Origin of the sequence: Mesorhizobium sp. M0184, from assembly GCF_040322215.1 — a bacterium.
GTDB lineage: Bacteria > Pseudomonadota > Alphaproteobacteria > Rhizobiales > Rhizobiaceae > Mesorhizobium.
Map to the genome: position 1 here is coordinate 1 of NZ_JAMYSZ010000044.1, position 18622 is coordinate 18622.

At 59.9% G+C, this 18622-nt stretch carries 20 protein-coding genes; 7 read left to right on the forward strand and 13 right to left on the reverse strand.

The features are described 5' to 3' along the window. The 3 genes from NKJ23_RS31120 to NKJ23_RS31130 all read left to right on the forward strand — a co-directional run. Positions 1-538: transposase (locus tag NKJ23_RS31120; protein WP_352549860.1), on the forward strand; the 538-nt coding region annotated here is incomplete at its 5' end. A 517-nt stretch (positions 539-1055) separates the two neighbouring features. Next, positions 1056-2708, forward strand: a complete 1653-nt coding sequence (locus tag NKJ23_RS31125; protein WP_352496348.1) for an MFS transporter — start codon at positions 1056-1058, stop codon at positions 2706-2708. Between the two features lie 40 nt (positions 2709-2748). After that, positions 2749-2997, forward strand: a complete 249-nt coding sequence (locus NKJ23_RS31130) for a DUF982 domain-containing protein (protein WP_352453430.1) — start codon at positions 2749-2751, stop codon at positions 2995-2997. Positions 2998-3102: 105 nt separating this feature from the next. Here the strand turns inward: NKJ23_RS31130 and NKJ23_RS31135 are convergent, their stop codons facing one another. From NKJ23_RS31135 to NKJ23_RS31190, 12 genes are all read right to left on the reverse strand, one after another. Beyond that, positions 3103-5253 carry a type IV secretory system conjugative DNA transfer family protein gene (locus NKJ23_RS31135; RefSeq protein ID WP_352496347.1) on the reverse strand — a complete coding sequence of 717 codons (2151 nt, stop codon included), beginning with the start codon at positions 5251-5253 and terminating at the stop codon, positions 3103-3105. A gap of 12 nt (positions 5254-5265) precedes the next feature. Next, complete coding sequence (gene virB11 / locus NKJ23_RS31140; protein WP_502902596.1) at positions 5266-6291, reverse strand: P-type DNA transfer ATPase VirB11; 1026 nt, start codon at positions 6289-6291, stop codon at positions 5266-5268. Next, entirely contained in the window at positions 6288-7751 is a 1464-nt protein-coding gene (virB10, locus tag NKJ23_RS31145; protein ID WP_352496345.1) for a type IV secretion system protein VirB10, read from the reverse strand. The genes virB11 and virB10 overlap by 4 nt, the downstream gene beginning before the upstream one ends. Continuing rightward, positions 7751-8548: a TrbG/VirB9 family P-type conjugative transfer protein gene (locus NKJ23_RS31150; RefSeq protein ID WP_352453434.1), complete on the reverse strand. Its 798-nt coding sequence runs from the start codon at positions 8546-8548 to the stop codon at positions 7751-7753. Before NKJ23_RS31150 ends, virB10 begins: the two co-directional genes overlap by 1 nt. Continuing rightward, complete coding sequence (locus NKJ23_RS31155) at positions 8545-9264, reverse strand: VirB8 family type IV secretion system protein (RefSeq protein ID WP_352453435.1); 720 nt, start codon at positions 9262-9264, stop codon at positions 8545-8547. Before NKJ23_RS31155 ends, NKJ23_RS31150 begins: the two co-directional genes overlap by 4 nt. A 66-nt stretch (positions 9265-9330) precedes the next feature. Beyond that, positions 9331-10374 carry a TrbL/VirB6 family protein gene (locus NKJ23_RS31160; protein WP_352496344.1) on the reverse strand — a complete coding sequence of 348 codons (1044 nt, stop codon included), beginning with the start codon at positions 10372-10374 and terminating at the stop codon, positions 9331-9333. A gap of 183 nt (positions 10375-10557) precedes the next feature. Next, a complete protein-coding gene (locus tag NKJ23_RS31165; RefSeq protein WP_023785080.1) occupies positions 10558-11292 on the reverse strand; it encodes a type IV secretion system protein in 735 nt (244 codons plus the stop codon). Positions 11293-11301: 9 nt separating this feature from the next. After that, positions 11302-12459, reverse strand: a complete 1158-nt coding sequence (locus NKJ23_RS31170) for a transglycosylase SLT domain-containing protein (protein WP_352496343.1) — start codon at positions 12457-12459, stop codon at positions 11302-11304. Then, on the reverse strand, positions 12443-14845 hold the full coding sequence (locus tag NKJ23_RS31175) for a VirB4 family type IV secretion/conjugal transfer ATPase (protein WP_352496342.1): 2403 nt from the start codon (positions 14843-14845) through the stop codon (positions 12443-12445). Before NKJ23_RS31175 ends, NKJ23_RS31170 begins: the two co-directional genes overlap by 17 nt. Then, positions 14842-15135: a VirB3 family type IV secretion system protein gene (locus NKJ23_RS31180; RefSeq protein ID WP_352684521.1), complete on the reverse strand. Its 294-nt coding sequence runs from the start codon at positions 15133-15135 to the stop codon at positions 14842-14844. Before NKJ23_RS31180 ends, NKJ23_RS31175 begins: the two co-directional genes overlap by 4 nt. Before the next feature lie 3 nt (positions 15136-15138). Beyond that, complete coding sequence (locus tag NKJ23_RS31185) at positions 15139-15453, reverse strand: TrbC/VirB2 family type IV secretion system protein (RefSeq protein ID WP_023720448.1); 315 nt, start codon at positions 15451-15453, stop codon at positions 15139-15141. A gap of 12 nt (positions 15454-15465) precedes the next feature. Further along, positions 15466-16113, reverse strand: a complete 648-nt coding sequence (locus NKJ23_RS31190) for a lytic transglycosylase domain-containing protein (RefSeq protein ID WP_352496340.1) — start codon at positions 16111-16113, stop codon at positions 15466-15468. 88 nt (positions 16114-16201) lie between these two features. On the opposite strand from NKJ23_RS31190, the gene NKJ23_RS31195 reads away from it, so the two are divergent. Genes NKJ23_RS31195 through NKJ23_RS31205 form a run of 3 tightly spaced genes read left to right on the forward strand, consistent with a single transcriptional unit; the run spans position 16202 to position 17510 of the window. Next, on the forward strand, positions 16202-16804 hold the full coding sequence (locus NKJ23_RS31195; RefSeq protein WP_352453443.1) for a hypothetical protein: 603 nt from the start codon (positions 16202-16204) through the stop codon (positions 16802-16804). Further along, positions 16801-17349, forward strand: a complete 549-nt coding sequence (locus NKJ23_RS31200; RefSeq protein WP_352453444.1) for a thermonuclease family protein — start codon at positions 16801-16803, stop codon at positions 17347-17349. Before NKJ23_RS31195 ends, NKJ23_RS31200 begins: the two co-directional genes overlap by 4 nt. Then, complete coding sequence (locus NKJ23_RS31205) at positions 17346-17510, forward strand: hypothetical protein (RefSeq protein ID WP_352453445.1); 165 nt, start codon at positions 17346-17348, stop codon at positions 17508-17510. The genes NKJ23_RS31200 and NKJ23_RS31205 overlap by 4 nt, the downstream gene beginning before the upstream one ends. Here NKJ23_RS31205 and NKJ23_RS31210 read toward each other — a convergent pair. Then, the gene (locus NKJ23_RS31210; protein WP_352496339.1) at positions 17507-17857 is read right to left on the reverse strand and encodes a hypothetical protein; all 351 of its coding nucleotides are present in this window, start codon (positions 17855-17857) and stop codon (positions 17507-17509) included. The genes NKJ23_RS31205 and NKJ23_RS31210 overlap by 4 nt on opposite strands. 133 nt (positions 17858-17990) lie before the next feature. On the opposite strand from NKJ23_RS31210, the gene NKJ23_RS31215 reads away from it, so the two are divergent. Continuing rightward, the gene (locus tag NKJ23_RS31215) at positions 17991-18620 is read left to right on the forward strand and encodes a response regulator (RefSeq protein ID WP_352453447.1); all 630 of its coding nucleotides are present in this window, start codon (positions 17991-17993) and stop codon (positions 18618-18620) included. The last annotated feature ends 2 nt before the right edge of the window (positions 18621-18622 follow it).

The window sequence follows — 18622 nt, forward strand, 5'->3', positions numbered from 1 at the left end:
TCTGGAGGCCAGCACGACGGCGCGCTTCGAAGCGTCGGCCAAGACAGGCAAGGTCCGCAGGTTCAAGGAGTTCGTTGACGGCGCCGCTAGTTGGAGCCGCGTCGAGCGCATCATCGCGCGGGTCGAGGTCGGCGCCCAAGGTGGCGATATCCGCTTCGTCGTCACCAACCTTGCCGGTGGGAAGGCCAAGGCGCTCTACGAGGATGTCTACTGCCGGCGCGGCGCGGCCGAGAACCACATCACGTGGAAGACGCATCTTGCCGCCGACCGCACATCCTGCACCAGAGCGACGGCCAACCAGTTCCGGCTATTCCTGCATGCCGGTGCTTACTGGTTGATGTGGGGCTTGCGGGCCGCGATGCCGAGGCGCTCGAGCTTTGCCGTCGCCCAATTCGACACGCTGCGATTGCGCCTCATCAAAATCGCTGCGCGGGTGGTCGAGATGAAATCGCAAATCCGCCTGCACCTGCCGACATCGTGCCCCGACCAGCGCATCCTGCGCATCGTCCTCGATCGCATCCCCCAACTCGCGACATAACGATGGGGGCAGACGCCCCGAAACGAACCCGTCGACCGCAACCTGCAAACCCCCGCCTGCCATCACGACGGAGCAATCCCGGCGCCTGACGAGGCGCGTGGAAAAGCACCGCAACGGCGACCACAGCGTCGCTTCAGGCCGTCAAAAGCTTATCGCCGTGCATCAAGGCGGCTAGGTAGGTGTGGCCCGGCTTCGTTGAATCCGCTGCGGGCCAGCTCTCTGATAGAAATCGGCGCCGTCGTCCCAGGCTTTCCATGGGCATCGTTTCCCGCGCGGAATGAAGGTCTCCTTCCCGAAGGCGGCAATTCCTAAACTCGGTGCGATGCCCGATTTGCGGTCAGGCTGCATCCGCCTTTTCTTCCAGACCAAGTAATCGCTTCGGCCAGAGCGCCGGCGGTGAAGAATTGTCTTGCGCTATCCCTAGCAAATGCGCTCATGCTGCTATTCCTCCACGGGCACCTGCGCCGGGAGGGCACCTCTAAACGCGACCGATAGACCGAGGGGAGGGCTCAACCCAATGAGCAGGGTGGCGCCCGCAGATGCGACTCCAGCTTCGTCGGCGACATTTGCGCCGCTCGAGAATGCAACTTTCCGATCGATCTGGCTTGCTACGCAGGTGTCCAGCTTTGGCTGGCTAATTCAAACTGTCGCCATCAGTTGGCTGATGGCGACCATTTCGACTTCCGACGTGATGGTCGCCTTGGTGCAGGCTTCGACGACGTTGCCTACATTCATCCTGTCGATCATCGCCGGAGCCCTGGCTGATAATTTCAGCCGCCGCAACCTGATGTTCGCTGGCTGGTCCGTGATAGCGCTGTCCTCGGCGATGCTGACGGTTCTTGCAGGCTTGGGAATTTTCAATCCATGGATGGTTCTTGCATTCAGCTGTTTGGCCGGAGCGGGCGCCGCTTTCACCGATCCCGCTTGGCACGCGTCGGTCGGCGACATCTTACGAAAACGCGAAGTTCCAGCCGCGGTTACGCTCATCTCGGTTGGATATAACGCTGTTCGAAGCGTCGGTCCGGCGCTTGGTGGCATTGTCGTTGCCTCCTTTGGACCTTTGACAGCTTTCGCTGTGGCGACGCTGACCTATCTAGCGCTGCTGTGGACCATAGGGCGCCGCAAATGGGATGTTCGCTCGTCCCCCCTCCCGCGCGAGCCATTGACCACGGCCATTCATGACGGAGCGCGCTTCACGGCGCTATCGGCGGAGATCAAGGCGGCAATCGCGCGTGGCGCGCTTTTTGGCCTGACCAGCATCTCCATACTCGCGCTCCTGCCTGTCGTTGCCCGCGATCAATTAGGCGGAGGACCGATCGTTTATGGCATCCTGATGGCTGGCTTCGGGACCGGCGCCTTGTGCGTCGGCATCTGCAACAATGTTTTGAGACGGTCGCTCTCCCAGGAGCGACTGACAATACTGGCATGCATTGCTTGCGCGGCGTGTTGTTTATCTCTTGCTCTCACGTCTTCAGTGGCAGTGGCGGCTATTGCGCTGGCGCTCGGCGGCGCGGGATGGGTTGTCACCTGGACGGGGCTCGACGTAAGCGTTCAATTGGCAAGCCCAAGGTGGGTCGTTGGTCGCACGCTCTCGATCTATTATGCCCTTTCGTCGGGTGGTATCGCGGCCGGCAGTTGGCTGTGGGGTACGGTGGCTGAGAACTATTCGCTTGCCTCAGCCCTGGAGATTTCAGCTGCTGCGCTACTGATGGTCGCGGCCACCGGGTTCCTGTTGCCGATCCGTCAATGGCAAGACTCCGATCAGGATCCTTTTGGCTTCGAGACACCGCAACTCGCTCTCGACCTGAAGCCGAGAAGCGGCCCGATCGTCATCAAGATCGAGTACTCAATGCCGGAGGCAAACGTCGAAGCTTTCCTCGATCAGATGCAGGAACGACGGCGAGTGCAAAGCCGTGTCGGCGCCAGGCACTGGAACCTCCAGCGCGATCTTCAGGATTCCTCGCTTTGGACAGAAACCTTCCGCACGCCGACCTGGATGGACTATCTGCGCCTTAACCATCGCCTCACAGCGGCGGACAAGGAATTGGACCAACGTCTGCTCGAATTGAACATGGGTGGAAACCCACCTCTTACTAAACTTTCGATTGAGCGGCCGACCGGGGCAACCCGCAAGCGGGATCAACCGACGCGATTTTTCTTCCGCCGGTGATCGCAGGCTGTTGTTAATAGAGCTTCAAGGGTGAGGGTAGATGACCGGCTTGGTAAGATTTGAGAGGCCAGTTGTGATTCAGATTGGCCGCTATACAGAACGCACCGTGTTCGATGTTAATGATGCGGCCTCCATCCTGCTGCGGGATCTTGCTGGTCGTCAGACGGAGAAGCACAGGGCAGCTATGGACGCCTGTCTGAAGGTTATACGAGGTGAGCTTCATCCACCCGCCGCCCGCAGGGCTTTCGTCGCGGTCGCGCGCGAAGCAAAGATTCTACGCTGCGATTGACTGGAGTGCTCAAGCGGCACCGCCCGGCAACTGGCGGCTGATACGGAAGGCCTGAGGCATGACGTTGCCGCTCTTCTATCTGACACGAGCAGGGCGCAGCAGTTCCTACCCGTCGACTACATCGGGCAAGGTGTCTTCGACGACGCTCAAATTTCGGTCGAAAGCTTCTTTGTCGGATGCGTGGGCCCGGAGAGAGCGCACATTGTTCAGGATCGCCGCCACCGCCGCTTCTTTATCGGGTGCTATCCTTGTCGTGACCGCTTTAGCCGCCAACGCGGAAAAATCTATGGCTGCATAAACTGGTACGGCTACAGCGTCTGTTGATTTCAGCCGTTCTTTTACGATTGCGCGCCGGCCCTGCGGCAGAGCCATACGACCCGCTTTTGCGGCAAATGTCGCGCCGCGCCGCAGGCGCGTCTGCAAGAGGCCTGAGCGGTACGCCGGTGCTTTCGGCACAATAGTTGGGAGCGCAGTAGATTGAACCGCCGCAGAGGAGTCCAACGCACGGCTTTTCGTGCGCGAAGCGTCGGTATAGGCGGGCAGGGGCATGAACGCGCGTTTGGCGAGCTGGCCGTCGGCGAAATAGAAATTGCGCGTGCCGAGGATTGGCAGTTCGCCACGCGGCAAAATGATGACCTTGTTCTTGTCGAGCGTGCGGATTTCATCCGGCCGCATCAGGGGCCGCCGCACTTCCTTTCGGTGGACCGAGCGCGTGTAATAAGTGTCGAACAACGTTGCCTTGGTGCGCGTCACGTCCTTTTGCACGTCCGACGTTTCGCCGAGTTGCTCGGAAACGTAGCGCAGATCGTCAGCGTCCTGCGCACCGAAAAAGATCTGCACGCGAGCGGCGTTGATGAGTGTCTTGCGCCCCTCCTGGCGATAGATCTCGTCTACAGCCTTCAGCGACTGTACGAAAAACCACATCGAAACACCGTTGCCGCCGAGCACGCTCGCCATTTCGGTTACATTCTCGAGCTTGCCGAGGTTCTGGAACTCGTCGAGCAGCACAAGTACCGGATGCTCGCCGGGCTGCGGCAGACTTTCCGACATGAAGTTCATCATCTGCGTAATCAGGACGTTGAACAACGGTCCAAGCGACGTAATCTGCTCGCGCCGCACGTCGAGATAAAGAGAGATCCGGTCGCGCTTGAGCTTGCGAATATCGAACGTGCTGCGCGACGTAGCTCGCATCAGGCGCTCGTTGAGAAAGGGGGCCATGCCGGTGCGGACGCCGGCGTAGATTCCGGAAAACTGCCGCTCAGACATCTCAAAATATGGCAGCAAGGTTTGCAGCGTGAAATGCGAGCATTCGCGGCGGCGTTCCTCGCGCAGCGAGCCGATGAATTCCAGGAGCGGCTGCTCGGCGCCGTTCATGATCTCGAGGATTGTGGCAAAGGTCTTCTTCTCGTTCGGGATCGCTGGCGATTCCATGACGAAGGACGCTATGCCGGTAAAAAGGAGGCGGGCGTCATTAACCCAATACGGGTCTGAATTTGAGGGCGGTCGCGGAAACAGCGCCGCAGCGATATTGCGAAGGTCAATGTCGCGCTGCGCCGAATCCAGCGAAATGAAGTCCATGGGATTGTAGCATGCGGTGTTGCCGTCGGGATCAGCTGGCGCGAAACGCACCACGCGGCTCATGGTTGAACGGTAGCCGGCGGTGGCCGCATAGGTCTCGCCACGCAGGTCGAGGACCACGAACGAATGCGGCCAGGTCAGGGCGTTCGGGATGATGAGAGAAGTGCCTTTACCGGAGCGCGGCGGCCCTATGACGAATCCGCCGACATCATCGCCATCAATCCACAATTTCTTGCCGCCGATCAGCCTGCGCTGCGTCAAGCGGATCTTGCCGGAGCGCTGATCGCGGCCGGGCGACAGAATTCCGGTAAGCCTGCCGCCGGCTCGACCGACGAAGACGCCGCCAACTTTCGTCAGGCCGGTTTTCGATACGTCGCCCATCGTCATGAAGCGAGAGTCATTGCGCTTTCTCGGGCGCATGAGAATCAGGCCGACCAGGGGCGCAAGAAACCCTAATGCCCCTGCGGCAACGGCGTATTGTACCCGGCTAAAGTTCCTCGCCATCGTATCCGCCCAGGCCAGACGAACGACCGGCAAGGGATTGGCGTTCAACTGGTCGAACAGGACGTGGGCGCCAGTCCTGAACCAATCTGTCGCGGCATAGGCGACCGTGAAGGCCAGGCCGCCCAGGGCCGTCGCCATGAGCACCATGAAAATTGCTGTTGCGATTTTCTGCATGGATAGGTCCCGCTAGATCGTCTCCGCCTTGGTGAACTTGATCTCGCTGATGCCGCGCCGTCCGCCTTCGGTGCGGATCATCTGGACGACCACCGGAATGACTTCGCGCAGGTAGTCGAGGATTTCGCCTCGTGAGAGGCCCGAGCTGCCCTGCATGACCATCAGCGCCAGCCGCTCGTAGGCGGACCGGGCGGAATTGGCATGAACGGTCGTGAGCGAACCGGGATGGCCGGTGTTGATCGCCTGGAGGAATGCGAAGGTTTCAGCGCCGCGCAATTCCCCCAAAAGCAGACGGTCGGGTCGCATGCGAAGCGAGGCTTCGAGCAGCTGTTGGGCGGAGACTTTGGCAAGCCCCTGGTCGCCCTTCGGGGCTATCAAGGTGACGTTGTTGGGAGCCGGCAGCCTCAGTTCGCGGGTGTCTTCGATCGTGATGATCCGCTCATGGGCCGGGATCTCCTTCAAGAGCGCATTCAAGAACGTCGTCTTGCCGGTCGACGTGCCGCCAGAAACGACGATCGAGACACGGTTGCGCACCGCATATTGCAGGAAGTCCATCGGCGAGGTGTCGTGCAACATCTCGACAAGTCGCTTTTCTTCGGTTGAAAGCGCAAGGCCGCTACCCATTGCCGTGTTCTCGAATGCGCCGAGATCGTTGTAGGCAGCAAGGCTCATATCCATGATGACCTGCTTGCGAATCGAAATCGCCCCGCCTTCGGGAGCCGTGGGCGGCAAGATGCATTGGATGCGCTCACCCGAAGGCAGAGCAGCCGACAGGACCGGCTTTTCTTCGTTGATGACCTGATTTGTCGCCGAGGCGACGCCGGTCGAGATGTTACGAATCCAGCTAGGTGTGACTTCGCGCTTGACGACGTGCTCCATTTCCTTGGCGCCGAGGCGTTCGATGAACAATTCACCCGGCCTGTTGATTGCAATCTCGGAAACGGAATCTTCGTTCAAGTAGGACCATATTGGCTCCAGATGAGCCCGCAGGACCGGGGCTCTCGCCCAAGGGTCGGGGAGGGGATGGACGGCATTCATTTCACCGGGCTCCCATAGCCGGGATAAAAATGATCCTTTGGCGTCGCGTAGAGAGGCGTCGGATCGATCGCCGTCTTCGGCGGCCCACCGGCCTTCAGGCGTGCAACTTCTTCCTGGACGGGATCGGCGTATAGGTCCGAGAAATCGAGATCTCGCCGCACCAGCACGACGACCGATGTGCCCTGGTCGACGTAGACTGTCGGGCCAATGTTCTGCGTGTCGCGAAACGCCTCTTGCGCGAGTTGCTGCAAGGCGGTCGATGACTTATCAAACGCGATGCTGCGGGCGTCGCGCTGCGAGCCATTGCCACCATAAGTTACGGTCGTGGTCTCACCTGTTACGGGATCGATTGTCGACACCTGGCGCTGTTGGCCATCTTGCCCGCTATCGCCAAGCGAGGACAGATATTCAGAGACTCCGCCAACGACGGAAAGCATGATGGCGTTGCCGTACCGTGCAACCCAGTGCGTATCGACACGGCCGCCCATGCCGCCGCGGCCGAGCGCGTCGGCACCAGGCGATTTGATGTCGACGGAAATGCCATCCGAGCGGATGACCCTGCTCCAGACGATGAAAACACGCTTTTGACCACGCGCAAGCCCCGAGCGGTATTCTCCGGTCAGGCGCGAGCCCTTCGGAATGAGGATCCGCCTGCCGTCGAGAGAGAAGACATCCTCACGCACAACAGCGCGCACCGCGCCGGGAAGGTCAGTGTTGATCGCGGTTTCCAAATAGCCGCGAATGATCGTGCCTTCAGGGATCAACGCATCGGTGCGTCGGAAGACCCTGGCTTTGACGATGCCGGAAGAACTTGCCTCAGACTGCGCCAGGAATGCCTTGTTGGGATCACTGTCGGCGCCGGGGACCGGAATGATCTGACCGTCGGGCGCGATCTCGACCTGCGCCGCCTGGGCGCCGGCATCCGTCGAGCCGGTTTGATCATTCGTCACCATCTGGTTCGAGCGCAGGCGTTCCCACACCGCTTTTTCGCGCTCGGCGGCCTCTGCGTTACGGCGAGCCTCTTCCTCTGCCGCGGCTTCGCGGCGGGCTTCTTCCGCCTCGGCCTTGCGGCGAGCCTCCTCTGCCGCCATTTGCGCCTCCAGCGCGCGCCGCTGCGCGTCAAGGTCGGCACCCTCCTGCACGGTCTGATCGACATTGGCAGCCTGTTGCGCGCCGCTCTGGTCGGCGGCCGGTGGCGGCACCACGATCTGCTCGATGGTGCCGTCGGCAGGTTGAGGCGGGTCGTTCAACGCCGGCGGGCGGAATTCGGGCGGATTGAAGTTTTCCTCGCCATCGCTGCTAACATCACGCGATACCGGCTCCCGGGGCCAGTTAAGCCATATCAGCGCGCCTACCAACACTACGCCGAGGCCGACCAGGGCGATCCTGGTGCCCACGCCCGCACCGCGGCGCGCGAGCGTCGGGCTGCCGTCCAGTTGGTTATAATCGATCTGGGTCATCACCGCCCTCCGCTGGATCCGAACAGGGTGGAACCGCCTGTCAGTTTCGTTGGACCGTAGACTTGCTCGACGGGATCGATGGCGTTGGGTCGCGCCCGGTTGTAGAGGCAGAGCGTCTTGCCATCGGCCCGCAAGGTGAATTGCTGCGCGACCTTGTCGATGACTGTGTATTTGCCCTGCGTGCGAACGTTGACCAGCGACTCATTGCGCTTGTCGTCGACAACGAAGATCGCCGGAATATCGTCCTTGAACTCCAGAAACACCTTGGTGCCGTCGTCGAATACGGTGCGCGGCTTCAAGCTGTCGTCACCCTTGTAGGCATAGTCGTAATTGAGATCGGCATAGTTCAGGTCCTTCAAATCCGGATCGGCGGCGCTCTCTTTGGCCTGTGAGAGCAGGCGCGCGTTGATATCCTCGTCCGGGTATTTGAACCGGACCTGGAACGATGCCCGGTCACGGCTATTGTCGGTTGCCTGCAGCAGCAAGGAATAGACGCGCCGGTTGGTGACCACGTTGACGTTGGTCCACGCATCGCGCTCCAGCGGCTTTACGAACAGAAATCGCGATCCGCGTTTGGGGATGATCGACCAGCCTTTCGTGTCGCCAGCCGACACGGTTTCGATGACTTCTGTCGGGCTGAGCTCGACCATCGTGGAAATGCCAAGGGCGGCGCGCACCGACGTCACGTCGTCGTTGTTGAAGGTGACATATCGGATCCGGCCGTCGCGTGCGGCCGCGCCGTGCATCGTGCCGAGCAGAAGGGTGGCCGACAGGGCGAGGCTCACGCGCCATCTCATTGCAGGCTCCCCGCGGCCGGCGCCGATTCCTGGTCGCGGCGGTAATCCGTAACCTGAAATCCCAACGGGTTGTCGAAACGCCATTCGTTCTTGAGCGGCGTTGAGGTGTAGCGGAATTTTATGACCGCCACCCAATTGTCGGCGGTGGACGAGTTGTCCCGCCGCGTCGTCGTGGCAAAGCGCACCGAGGCTGTATTGCGATTGAGCAGGGAAACTGACTTGATCTCGACCGAGACAGTGACATTGCGGCCAAAAATCTTGTCCAGCGAGTGCGGATTTGCAGGCGTGAAAAGCCATGTCAAATCCTTGGACGCGGCGTCGGTCGAATAGAGCTGTGCCAGGTCGTAATTCTGTTTCAGTTCTCGCGAATCGTAGGTTTCGCGGGCCCTGATGTAACGCACAAGATTGGCCGCCGTGACGGCCTCGTTCTGCGATAAATCTCCAGGCTTCAGCGCGCGCATGATCTCGAGGTAGCCCGTCGATTTGTCGACCTCGACAACGTACGGTTCGAACTGCCGGAGTGGCAGGATCAGCACGAGCGCCAGCAGCGACAGCACCGCAACCAGTCCCGAAATGCCGCTGACGATCCAGGCCAATGTACGCGATCGACGCATTGACCTGTGCGTGTCGTCTTCCCAAGTCGCGCCCGCCCTGTAATAGCGCTTGTCGACGAGTTCGCTGCTGCGGTCAGCAGCTGCTTCTACTGGATTTGACAATTTACCATTGCCTCGTTTGCGCGACACATCCTGATCCAGGCCGCGATCGGTGATCGTTCTTGTGTTCTAGGCCAGAGGCCTGGAGTTATCGCGCGCACCTTGCTGGATGGCGGACCGGGTTGCGGCATCCGCCCTAGCTGCTCGCGAAGATCGAAAACTGTTTGCCGCGAGCTGCCGGGCCCCCCGAGCGGCGCGGCCGGCGGCCCATCGCGCGCCGGAATAGCGCACAGCGTTTCTGCCGAAGTTTCTATACGGGTTGTATGCGCCCACGGTGCTGAGATATCCGCCGCCATTCAGGATCGAAGCAATCGACGGTATCTGCATGAGAACGTAGATCCCGATGATCGTCACCAGCACCAAGGGCAGCACCAGCGACATTTTGCTGTCCATGGTCGCTCCGCCGGACGTGGCGGTGTTCAGCGCCGCGTTGACGAGCGAGAAGTAGAAGCCGAGAAAGCCGTAAATCAGGATTTGCTGGATCATCAGAAAGGTGGTCAGCGAAAGGAAGCCTTCGCTCATGCGCGAGGACCAGCGGTAAAGCCAAAGAATGATCCATATCGGCGCCAAGGCCAGCGTAATGAACAACATCACCTTGGCGGCGATGATCGCCGCAATGGCGAGTGCTGCGAAGATGATGGCAGACAGCAGGACGAGCAGCGACAAGAGCGCGCCAAAAATGTCATAGAAGGATCCGCTGTAGACCTGATTGGCTACGTCCTGCGCCCCTTGGTAGAGGTTGTCGATCAGCGCTGGAATTGCTGCCTGGTCGCTAAGCTGATTGCCGGTGGCCCGCGACACGGCGCCGACGATTACCTTACCGACCTCATCTGGAATGGTTTGAACAAGCTGGTATATCGTCGCGGAAAACGTGCCCCATCCGGTCAGCAGCAGATAGATGATGACGGCGCGGCCCAGGCGATAGGCCGCTTCGATTGGCGAAATCGACTCTCGCCCGCTCAGGATCGAATAGCCCCACCACGCGATATAGAGGGTCAGCATCAGGGTGAAGACGTTGCCCATCGCATTGCCCAACTGCATATAGACGGTGCGAACGAAGTCCTCGCCGATGTTGTCAATGCCACCGAGGATGCTTGCGGCGAGACCGTTCATGGATCCTCGTCAATGATGCTGGCGAACGGCGTTGAATTGACCGGCTTCAGCGCGCCGCATTCGTCGGCGTGGGTATACGACAAAGCCCCGCACGGCGCTTTCAGTTCGCGATTTGCGCATCCAAAAAGCCCTGCGCCGAGCCCAATCACAACGCATATGCGCAGGACTCGCCGCGACAAGCGCTCAGCCTCCGCTCTTGCCGAATTCCGCGAACGGATTGACGGTGCGCGGTGTCATCATCTTCTGCACCTGGCTCTGGCGAAGAAGATCTCCCTTCAGCTTCTCATTAAGGGCAGCGACCGCGCCGTTCTGGACGCCGATCAGTTCGTTGACGGCGCGCGCGTTTTCCAGCTGCATTCGTGTGTTCTGGTCCACCGAACCCTTGACGTCCTGCGACTGCCCGATCTGCCCGCTCGCTGACTGCAGAGACTGTTGGCGCTGGGTAACGCCCTGCGAAGCCTGCGAGGTCAATGCGCTTAGCAGCGAGGCCACATTGACGCTGCCGCCATAGGCGGTGTTGACGGCGCTGGTCTCCTTGCCGGCAATCTGCTGGAGCTGCTTCACCAGTTGTAGGCCATTGATGACCGCGCCGGCGATTTTCTGGATTTCGGGCGACAGGCCACCAAACGAAAGCGCACCGCCGTTCAGGATCGATCCGAACGACGGCGCCTGGGCAATCGACATGTTGCCGCCGAGGCCCATTTGTCCGATGCCAAGCGAACCGTCACGACTGCCGCTGAGAGCCTGCAGGATCTCCTCGCTCTTTTTCAGAATATCCTTGTTGGAGTCCATGATGGAGTTGGTGTTGTCCGCATTCTTGCGGGCGACATCGAGATTGGCGCCATCAATGACGGCAATCTGTGCGTGGGCCGTGCTTGCCCAAAGCGCCAGACTGGCGGCAATCGCGAATTTCTTCATGTCAGCCTCCTATTGCTGTAGCGAATCGATCACGCTGGCAGCGCCAGCAGGGTCAGTGGTGATGATCATCGAGCGGCTGTCGGCTGAGCTTGTTCCCGCGTTCTCAACCGCGCATGGTGGCCATCGGCCGCGATCGATCCTCAACCGTTCCAGTTCCGCGGGATCACAAGAGAACGGGTTTGGAGAGCCGCTCTTCGGCCGTTGCACCAGCTTGGACGACTGCGATGCCTGAACGTTCTGCAACGAGAGAAGTTGGGCCAGCAACGCCGTGAAATCCCCCGCCTGGGCGAGGTACTGGTTGGTGACATCGGCGTTGATCCCACGAGCCGACGAGTTCAGCTCCCAGGCGTCCTTGTATTCGGTCACCTGGCCAACGTCGCCCGCCAGGGCGTCGATCGCCGCATTGTTGGCGCCCATCTGCGATGAGCTTGCATCAAGGCCGCCAGCCGCCTTCCTGACCGTGCCTATGGCCGCGTCCTGGGCAAAGCCGCCTGCGCCGTCGGCCGTTACGATCGAGAAGGGTGGTGGCGCGGCGGCCGGAGCGTTGCCGCTCGACACATAGTCGTTGAAGTAGCTGTTCCAGCGGCCGACACCGCCGGCCCATTGGTTCTGCTCCCCTTCGTTCGATCCGTTGTAGAAGGAAGCGAGACAGCTGTAATTCGTCGCCCCGCATTGCTTCACGCCCATTCCGAGATATTTGACACCGCCTTCGACATTCTGCTCGTTCACGTCGCGGTCCAGTCCCATGGACTTGCCGGTGCCCTTGGTCAGCTGCATGACGCCTTTGACGCCGGTGTGGCTCCCGGCGCATGTGTCGAAGCGCGATTCCTGATAGGCGACGGAGAGCGCCAGGCCTTCTGGCACGCCGTATTTTTGCGCGTAATAGCGGATTAGCTTCACGTTGCCCGCGTCGCGCTGCAACGCTTCGGCCGGGGATCGGCGAAACATCTGTGAGCGGTATTTGTTCGAATAGGTGCAGACGACGCTTTTCTTCTTGTCGGTTTCGTCCCTCTTGGCCGCATCCGACTTCGCACTGTGCTGCTCGTCCTCTTGCCGCTTGTCGAGGTTCAAATCGTCGATGACCGCGATTTGCGCGACAGCCACGCTCATGCTTTCCGCTGTCGCTAGAGCCACGGCCAGACAAGCGCTGCTAAGCCGCTTCGTCATGCTCGTTCTCCCATCCGCAGAAGTATGGCAGCCACATCTCCGGCTCGTCGCCGAAGGTCTCCCGGAGCCGTGCGCATTCCTTGCTGTTGGCTTCGTTCGAGGACAAGACCTTGATGAGATCGGGCATCGCCGACAAATCGAGCTTGGCGACGATCGAGTCGCTGTCGTGCTTGACGAGGAAGGTGCGTGTTTCCTTCGCGGTGCGGCGCACGAACTCGAATTCCTTCGCCGTCAGCGAGAAGCGCTCCATGTAGGACTCCTTGCTCGCCTTCGGGTTGGGGAAGAAAATGTTGGTCTTCGTTTGCTCGATCAGTGACGACGAGATGGAGGAATTGACGACGTCTTCCGCTGTCTGTGTGCCGAAGCCAACAACGCCGTTCCGGCGACGAATGGTTTTCAGCGTCTCGTTGATGAAGGCGGCGAAAACCTCGTCGTCCAATAGCTTCCAGCCTTCATCGAGGAAGAGCATGATCGGCGAGCCGTCAATGACGTCCTCAAGACGGTGGAAGATGTAGAGCAAGGCCGCCGAGCGCAGCTTTCTGTCACCGAGGATCTTGGTCATGTCGAACCCGACAACGTGCTTCGAGAAATCCACCAGATCGACGGGATTGTTGAAAAGCCAGCCCTTGTCCTTCGGGTCGAGCCAAGGCTGTATCCGCGCGGCCAGATCGTTCATGTCGGGCATCAGCGAGCCCCGCAGCACTTCCGGCAGCAGGTCGAAGATCCGCTGTTCGCGCGGAATCTTGTAGATCATGTCGACGGCGGCGTTGATGACGCGCATCTCCGCCACGTCAAGCGCGCCGCCTTCCGGCGTCAGAATGTAGATGAGCAGATCTTCCAGGAAAGAACGGTTTTCTGCCGTGTCATCAAGCTGCAATGGCGCGAACCCGGTCGGCTGAGAAGGCTCCATCACCTCGTAGCGGCCGCCGAGCGCCCGAACAAAAATCTCAGCGCCGCGCATATAGTCGAAATAAACACATCGCGGCCTCGGCATGATGCGCATGGCCTGCGCCATCAGGAAGGACAGCACCACGGTCTTGCCCGAACCAGTCGGGCCGAACACCGTGAAGTGCCCGACATCGTGAACGTGGAAATTGAAGTAATAGGCCGTCTGGCTGGTCGTTTCGAGCAAAGCGATAGGGCGTTTCCAATGCAGCCGCTCACGTTGGCCGGACGGGAAATTGTGTCCTGAGAAAAGGCCGGCGAAGTTAAGCGACGAGATCAACGCACGTCGCGCGATGTAGCTGAAATTTCCCGGCAGCTGCGCCCAAAAGGCGAGTTCCGTGTTCAGTGTCTCGCGGACCGGCACGATCGACATGCGCGAAAGTTCGGCCGTAATGTCGGATAGCGCACGGTTGAGCCCAGTCATGTCCGATGCCAAGGCCATGACGCTCATGTGATGTTGTCCGAAGACGACTTCGCCACCGGCCAGCTTGTCGGCGCCGTCGTGGACGGACTCCTCGACCGTCGTGCCCGCCTCGTCCGATCCCTCAACCTGGTTCGCGATGGTGTTGATCCTGCGCATCGCCGTGACACGGTCTTCGATCGCAAAACTCTGCGTCAGGACAAACTCCTGCGGCAGGCGCAAGAGACCGTCCAATGAGCCCGGCGCGGTGAACGGTGGGTATTCCTTGATCGACACCATGGCGCCGAGCTTGCCAGCGTCCGGTCCGCGAAGTTCCAGCGCGGACTTGCCGAAAAACAGCTGCCGCGTCGCCAGCACATCGCCAAGGCTCATGCGCGGCAAAGGCATTTCCACATCGACGCCGCCGGCGAGGATCTTCGCCAAAAATTCCGCCGGCTCGGAAAAGAAGCTGTCGCGGCGCTTCACGACACCGAGAAGACGCGCACCATAAGCGGTAAAATCCTTGACGACGCCGTCGAGAACGTCATGCAGTTCGGCCATCGCCTCTTCGCGGGTTTCTTCGCCTGCGGTAGTGATGCGGAACGCGTTAAGTGCCTTGTCCACCCAGCCGACACGGCCGACCATCGGCCGGCGTATGACCGCCAGATACGCCTCGTTGACGAAAAGGTTTTTCGCCCCAAGCTCATCCATGTAGCGGGCGTCGAGCTCGGCCACGAAAGGATTGTCAAAATCGCCTTCGATCTCCGGCGTCACGTGGCGGCGGATGATCGTAGTGTAGACCGCAAAGCGAGACGTCGAGAGATTGCGAAACGTGGTGTTGCGGTTGAACAGGCGGCTGTTCAACTCGGCCTGGTCCATCGTCTGGAAGGGCAGGCCACTGAGCTGGATGACGCCGACCAGAAAGCCGCTCTTCGTCACGATCAGGTTGTCATCGACATGGCGAAGGTAGGGGACGTGCATCGCCGCGGGCTTTTCACGCCGACGCTCACGGCCAAATTTAAGATCAGCATCGAGGCTCATGGGGAATAGCTCCTCGCGCCCCAAAAAGTTAGGTTCGCCACCGCTCCGCGTTTGGAGATGCGCCGTTCGTAAATATGAAACATGTAGGGGTCGCGCTGGCACAGATATGCGCTAACCAGATGCACCACGCCGAACACGCCAATGCCGAGCATGAAGCTGCTCGTGGCAATGAAGCCGATCACCGCCAGGATCCCGTTCAGTGCAAAGACCTCATAGCGCACCCCCCATTTCATCGGGGGGCGCGTTAGTGGCAGACTGACCGGCTCGACATAGACTTCCTCATCATCCATGCCTCAGCTGCCTCCGGCGGTCGCGCGAACCGCATCCACCAGCTGGGCAGCGCCGAAGATCAGAGCGATGCCAATGATGATGGAAAAGGCCATCATCCACGCCAGTCGGCCAGTCATGGCGAGGAAGCCGAGAAAACAGACCGCGATGATGGCGAATGAACGCGCTATGTTGCCCTGCAGAACTCCGACGAACCACTCCAGCACATTTTCGACCGGTGCCGCCGACTGGGCATACGCAGTGGCTGGCGCGAGAGCTATTCCGACCGCCGAGGCCAAGGCCAGTTTCAGGGCAAATTTGCCCGCTTTCCTGTATTCCACCCTTGGCTCCTTTCAGTTGCCGAAATCCATGACATGACCTTCCTGCCAAGCGTCCTCGCTTGCTGGCGGTGCGGCCGCGAGCGTTTCGGATTTGGCCGGGGCAGACTTCTTCACGACACCGCCGAACTTCCAGCGGTTCAGTATGTTCACGATGTATTCCGCCGTCTCCGGATTCACCGGAATGCCCTGCGCCTTGTAGACTCTGTTGGGCCCGGCATTGTAAGCCGCCAGCATCAGCAGCGGATCCTGGAACTCGTCATAAAGTGACTTCAGATAGCGGAGGCCAGCCCGGACATTTGCCTTTATGTCGCAACGGTCGCTCACGCCGAGATCGGCCGCCGTGCCTGGCATCAGCTGCATGATCCCTAGGGCTCCGGCCTTCGACGGACCCTGACTGGCGCCGAGATCGCTTTCGGCCCATGCAATTGCCTCGGCCAGATCGGCGTCGAACCCTTCCTCCTGCGCGATTGAACGCACAAGTCGCGAGACCTCAGCACGATTTCCGGTCGTACACGCCCCCGGCCTTTGCGCCCCGACCGCGGCAACGGCTTGCGCCGGTGTTGCAAAGGCAACGCGGTCTGATGCCAGGTCCTGGCCGTGCGCATTGAACGGCATCGTGGCGCCACACAGGGTGAGCAGGAGAGCGAATCGAGCGTTCATAGTGTCGCCAAAATTTAACACTTTACTATGGCTACACGCAGCCCTAGTAAAGTGTCAACACTGTATGTAATCGCAAGGACGGATTTCGATGAGACAGACGGCCCTTTGCATGGTTTTGCTGCTTCAGGGCACCGCGGCTTATGCTGCCGGCGCCGACGCCCCGAGTGCCTTTGCCCAGCCGTCGGAGCACTACCTGCTCCAGTTTGCCAAGCCGGGCGAGAAGGTGTTCGTCTATGAACGCTATGATGCAAAAGGCGCGCTCTTTCAGCGCGATGCGGCCGCCCTTATCTCGCCGGTTAAGGTGCCGTCGGCGACCGAGCGCGTCATCAACGGCGTGACGTATCGACTGCGCGGCCTCGCGGCCTGCCCAAAACCGAAGATTACCTACAAGACGCAGCAATGGGACTGCACGGAGGCCGCGCGGGACTATGAAGGGGCAATCTACAACGATCGTGCATCTGTCGTGCTTTGCAAAACACTTGTGCTGCAAAGCAGGAAGGGTGAACCCGATGCGGTGTCATGTTTCTCGCTCGTGGGTGCGGGCAATGCAAACGACCCGTACAACGTCGCCTACGACGATGACGAAATGGTTTTTTTCGACATGGCGGCAATCGGACGTAACAAGGACGGCAAGTCGCTGCGCCCCGATCTCGAGCATTCCGCCGACCTCGGTGGACAGTTCCAGGAATGAAGCAGGCGAGCTTCGCAGTGCTGGCCGCATTTGGTTTGTGCGCTTCGGCCCAGGCCCAGGAGGCATCCGAGTCTGCCGTGCCAACGCCCTTCGCGGTATCGAAATCGGCTCAACTGCTGACCGGAGATACCTGGCGTGACGGAGATCACCTTTTCCGCCTCTATGGCGTCCAGTCATGTCTTCGAGGCACGTCAGCTGAAGAGCCAAATGGTAACAAAATCGATTGCGGGAACACCTCGCTGGCGCACCTGGCTGCCCTGTTCGATAGCGCCGCGGTTACATGCCAGCCAATCGGCTATGCCCTCGACAAGGCGGTTTTTGTCGTGTGCGGTGCGCAGCTCAATGGCGAAACAATCGACGTTGGCACAGCGCTCATAGCGACCGGATACGCGTTTGCCGCAACGACAGCAAAGGGCAAAGCCGTCAATGAGAACTACCTCGTCGCGGAAATCAACGCTAAGATGAAACGTGCAGGTTTGTGGGGCACGACGTTTGAGCATCCTGTGCAACTGCTGCTGAGCCAAGTATCGAAGAGACAACAATGAAGCATGACGATGAAGCGCACAGATATTATTATCCCGTCGAAGGACGCGGTGACGGTGCTATTGGTGGAGCCGCTGCATTCATCGCGATCATATTGGTGCCGGCAGGACTCTATGCGGCCTGGAATACCGTGGTCTCATGGATTTCGACGATCTTTTCTTAGGGCTGCAGTTTCGTGAAGGAACCGAGCAACGCGCGCCAATCGTCGACATCAATCTCGCACCAGCCATGAGCCGTCAGCCGTTGGAAGTAAGCAGCCTTCATTTTCATTTCCGCGATAGTGGCTACTGGAGCAGTGGCAGCACGCCTTCGCACAGCGGCCTCCTCCGCCATGGCCGCGTCCAGTCTCTCACCCAGCACGATCGCGTCCGGCCCTTCGGCCCCCATCCATCGCTTGCCGATAAGTTCAAGCGTGGCGACGCTTTGACGATGTTCCGCAATCAGTTTCGCGACGCCTTCAGCCGCTGCCATCTTTCCATCGCTGCAGACCTGTTGAAGAGGCATCGTCATCGCCCTGGCGTTCTTCGGTTACATACTGGTACCTCTCGAAATGAGGAAAAAGGGGCGACACCATCCCTTTTTTGAAGCGACGAATTCTGCGAGATAGGGGCGGGGGGCGCCTGCGTAAAGGAACTGGCTTCCGATGTTTCGTGCCCTGGTGGTCGAAGACCAGACACTAATGCGTCTGGCACTGATGAACGAAGTGCAAGCGAGCTTCGAAAAATGCGTCGTCCTGGGTGCTGAGACGCTGACGATCGCCACTGCCGAGCTTCAAAACAATTATTTTGATCTGGTCGTCATCGATCCTGGCTTGCCTGGCTTTGATCCCACCTCACAGGGGGATCGCGTCGCAGTCGTTGACAAGATCATCGAGGCTTCACCCAGTGCAATTCATATTGTCATCACCGGTTCCGATAACCGTTGCGAGGCAGATGGCTTTCGGCAAATTGGCGCTGCCGCTTATCTCGGCAAGACCGGTCTTGCGCCCGGCGTGTTCAGCGACGTGCTGGACGATATTTCCACCAAGGGGTTCTCCTTGCGCCTTTCGCGGGTTGTCATGACCAAACCCGATTACCGATTTTCAGCCCTTACACCGCGCGAGCAGGAGGCCATCGACATGATGGCGCACCGTGCACCCGGCGTGAAACGCACGGAGATCTTTTCTCTCATGGCCGATCGCCTTGCCATTGAGCCCGGCTCGGCCGAGAAATACTACAAGCAGGCTCGCGCCAAGCTCATGCGGCAAGGCCATCGGCTCCCGCGGGGGCTGTGAGC

Bases quoted from the DNA above. Each gene is read 5' to 3' on its own strand.
- NKJ23_RS31130 (WP_352453430.1), top strand. From the start codon at position 2,749: ATGACCGGCTTGGTAAGATTTGAGAGGCCAGTTGTGATTCAGATTGGC.
- virB11 (WP_502902596.1), bottom strand. From the start codon at position 6,291: ATGAATGCCGTCCATCCCCTCCCCGACCCTTGGGCGAGAGCCCCGGTC.
- NKJ23_RS31195 (WP_352453443.1), top strand. From the start codon at position 16,202: ATGAGACAGACGGCCCTTTGCATGGTTTTGCTGCTTCAGGGCACCGCG.
- NKJ23_RS31175 (WP_352496342.1), bottom strand. From the start codon at position 14,845: ATGAGCCTCGATGCTGATCTTAAATTTGGCCGTGAGCGTCGGCGTGAA.
- NKJ23_RS31215 (WP_352453447.1), top strand. From the start codon at position 17,991: ATGTTTCGTGCCCTGGTGGTCGAAGACCAGACACTAATGCGTCTGGCA.
- NKJ23_RS31170 (WP_352496343.1), bottom strand. From the start codon at position 12,459: ATGACGAAGCGGCTTAGCAGCGCTTGTCTGGCCGTGGCTCTAGCGACA.
- NKJ23_RS31210 (WP_352496339.1), bottom strand. From the start codon at position 17,857: ATGACGATGCCTCTTCAACAGGTCTGCAGCGATGGAAAGATGGCAGCG.
- NKJ23_RS31160 (WP_352496344.1), bottom strand. From the start codon at position 10,374: ATGAACGGTCTCGCCGCAAGCATCCTCGGTGGCATTGACAACATCGGC.
- NKJ23_RS31135 (WP_352496347.1), bottom strand. From the start codon at position 5,253: ATGCAGAAAATCGCAACAGCAATTTTCATGGTGCTCATGGCGACGGCC.
- virB10 (WP_352496345.1), bottom strand. From the start codon at position 7,751: ATGACCCAGATCGATTATAACCAACTGGACGGCAGCCCGACGCTCGCG.
- NKJ23_RS31180 (WP_352684521.1), bottom strand. From the start codon at position 15,135: ATGGATGATGAGGAAGTCTATGTCGAGCCGGTCAGTCTGCCACTAACG.
- NKJ23_RS31165 (WP_023785080.1), bottom strand. From the start codon at position 11,292: ATGAAGAAATTCGCGATTGCCGCCAGTCTGGCGCTTTGGGCAAGCACG.
- NKJ23_RS31200 (WP_352453444.1), top strand. From the start codon at position 16,801: ATGAAGCAGGCGAGCTTCGCAGTGCTGGCCGCATTTGGTTTGTGCGCT.
- NKJ23_RS31205 (WP_352453445.1), top strand. From the start codon at position 17,346: ATGAAGCATGACGATGAAGCGCACAGATATTATTATCCCGTCGAAGGA.
- NKJ23_RS31125 (WP_352496348.1), top strand. From the start codon at position 1,056: ATGAGCAGGGTGGCGCCCGCAGATGCGACTCCAGCTTCGTCGGCGACA.
- NKJ23_RS31190 (WP_352496340.1), bottom strand. From the start codon at position 16,113: ATGAACGCTCGATTCGCTCTCCTGCTCACCCTGTGTGGCGCCACGATG.
- NKJ23_RS31150 (WP_352453434.1), bottom strand. From the start codon at position 8,548: ATGAGATGGCGCGTGAGCCTCGCCCTGTCGGCCACCCTTCTGCTCGGC.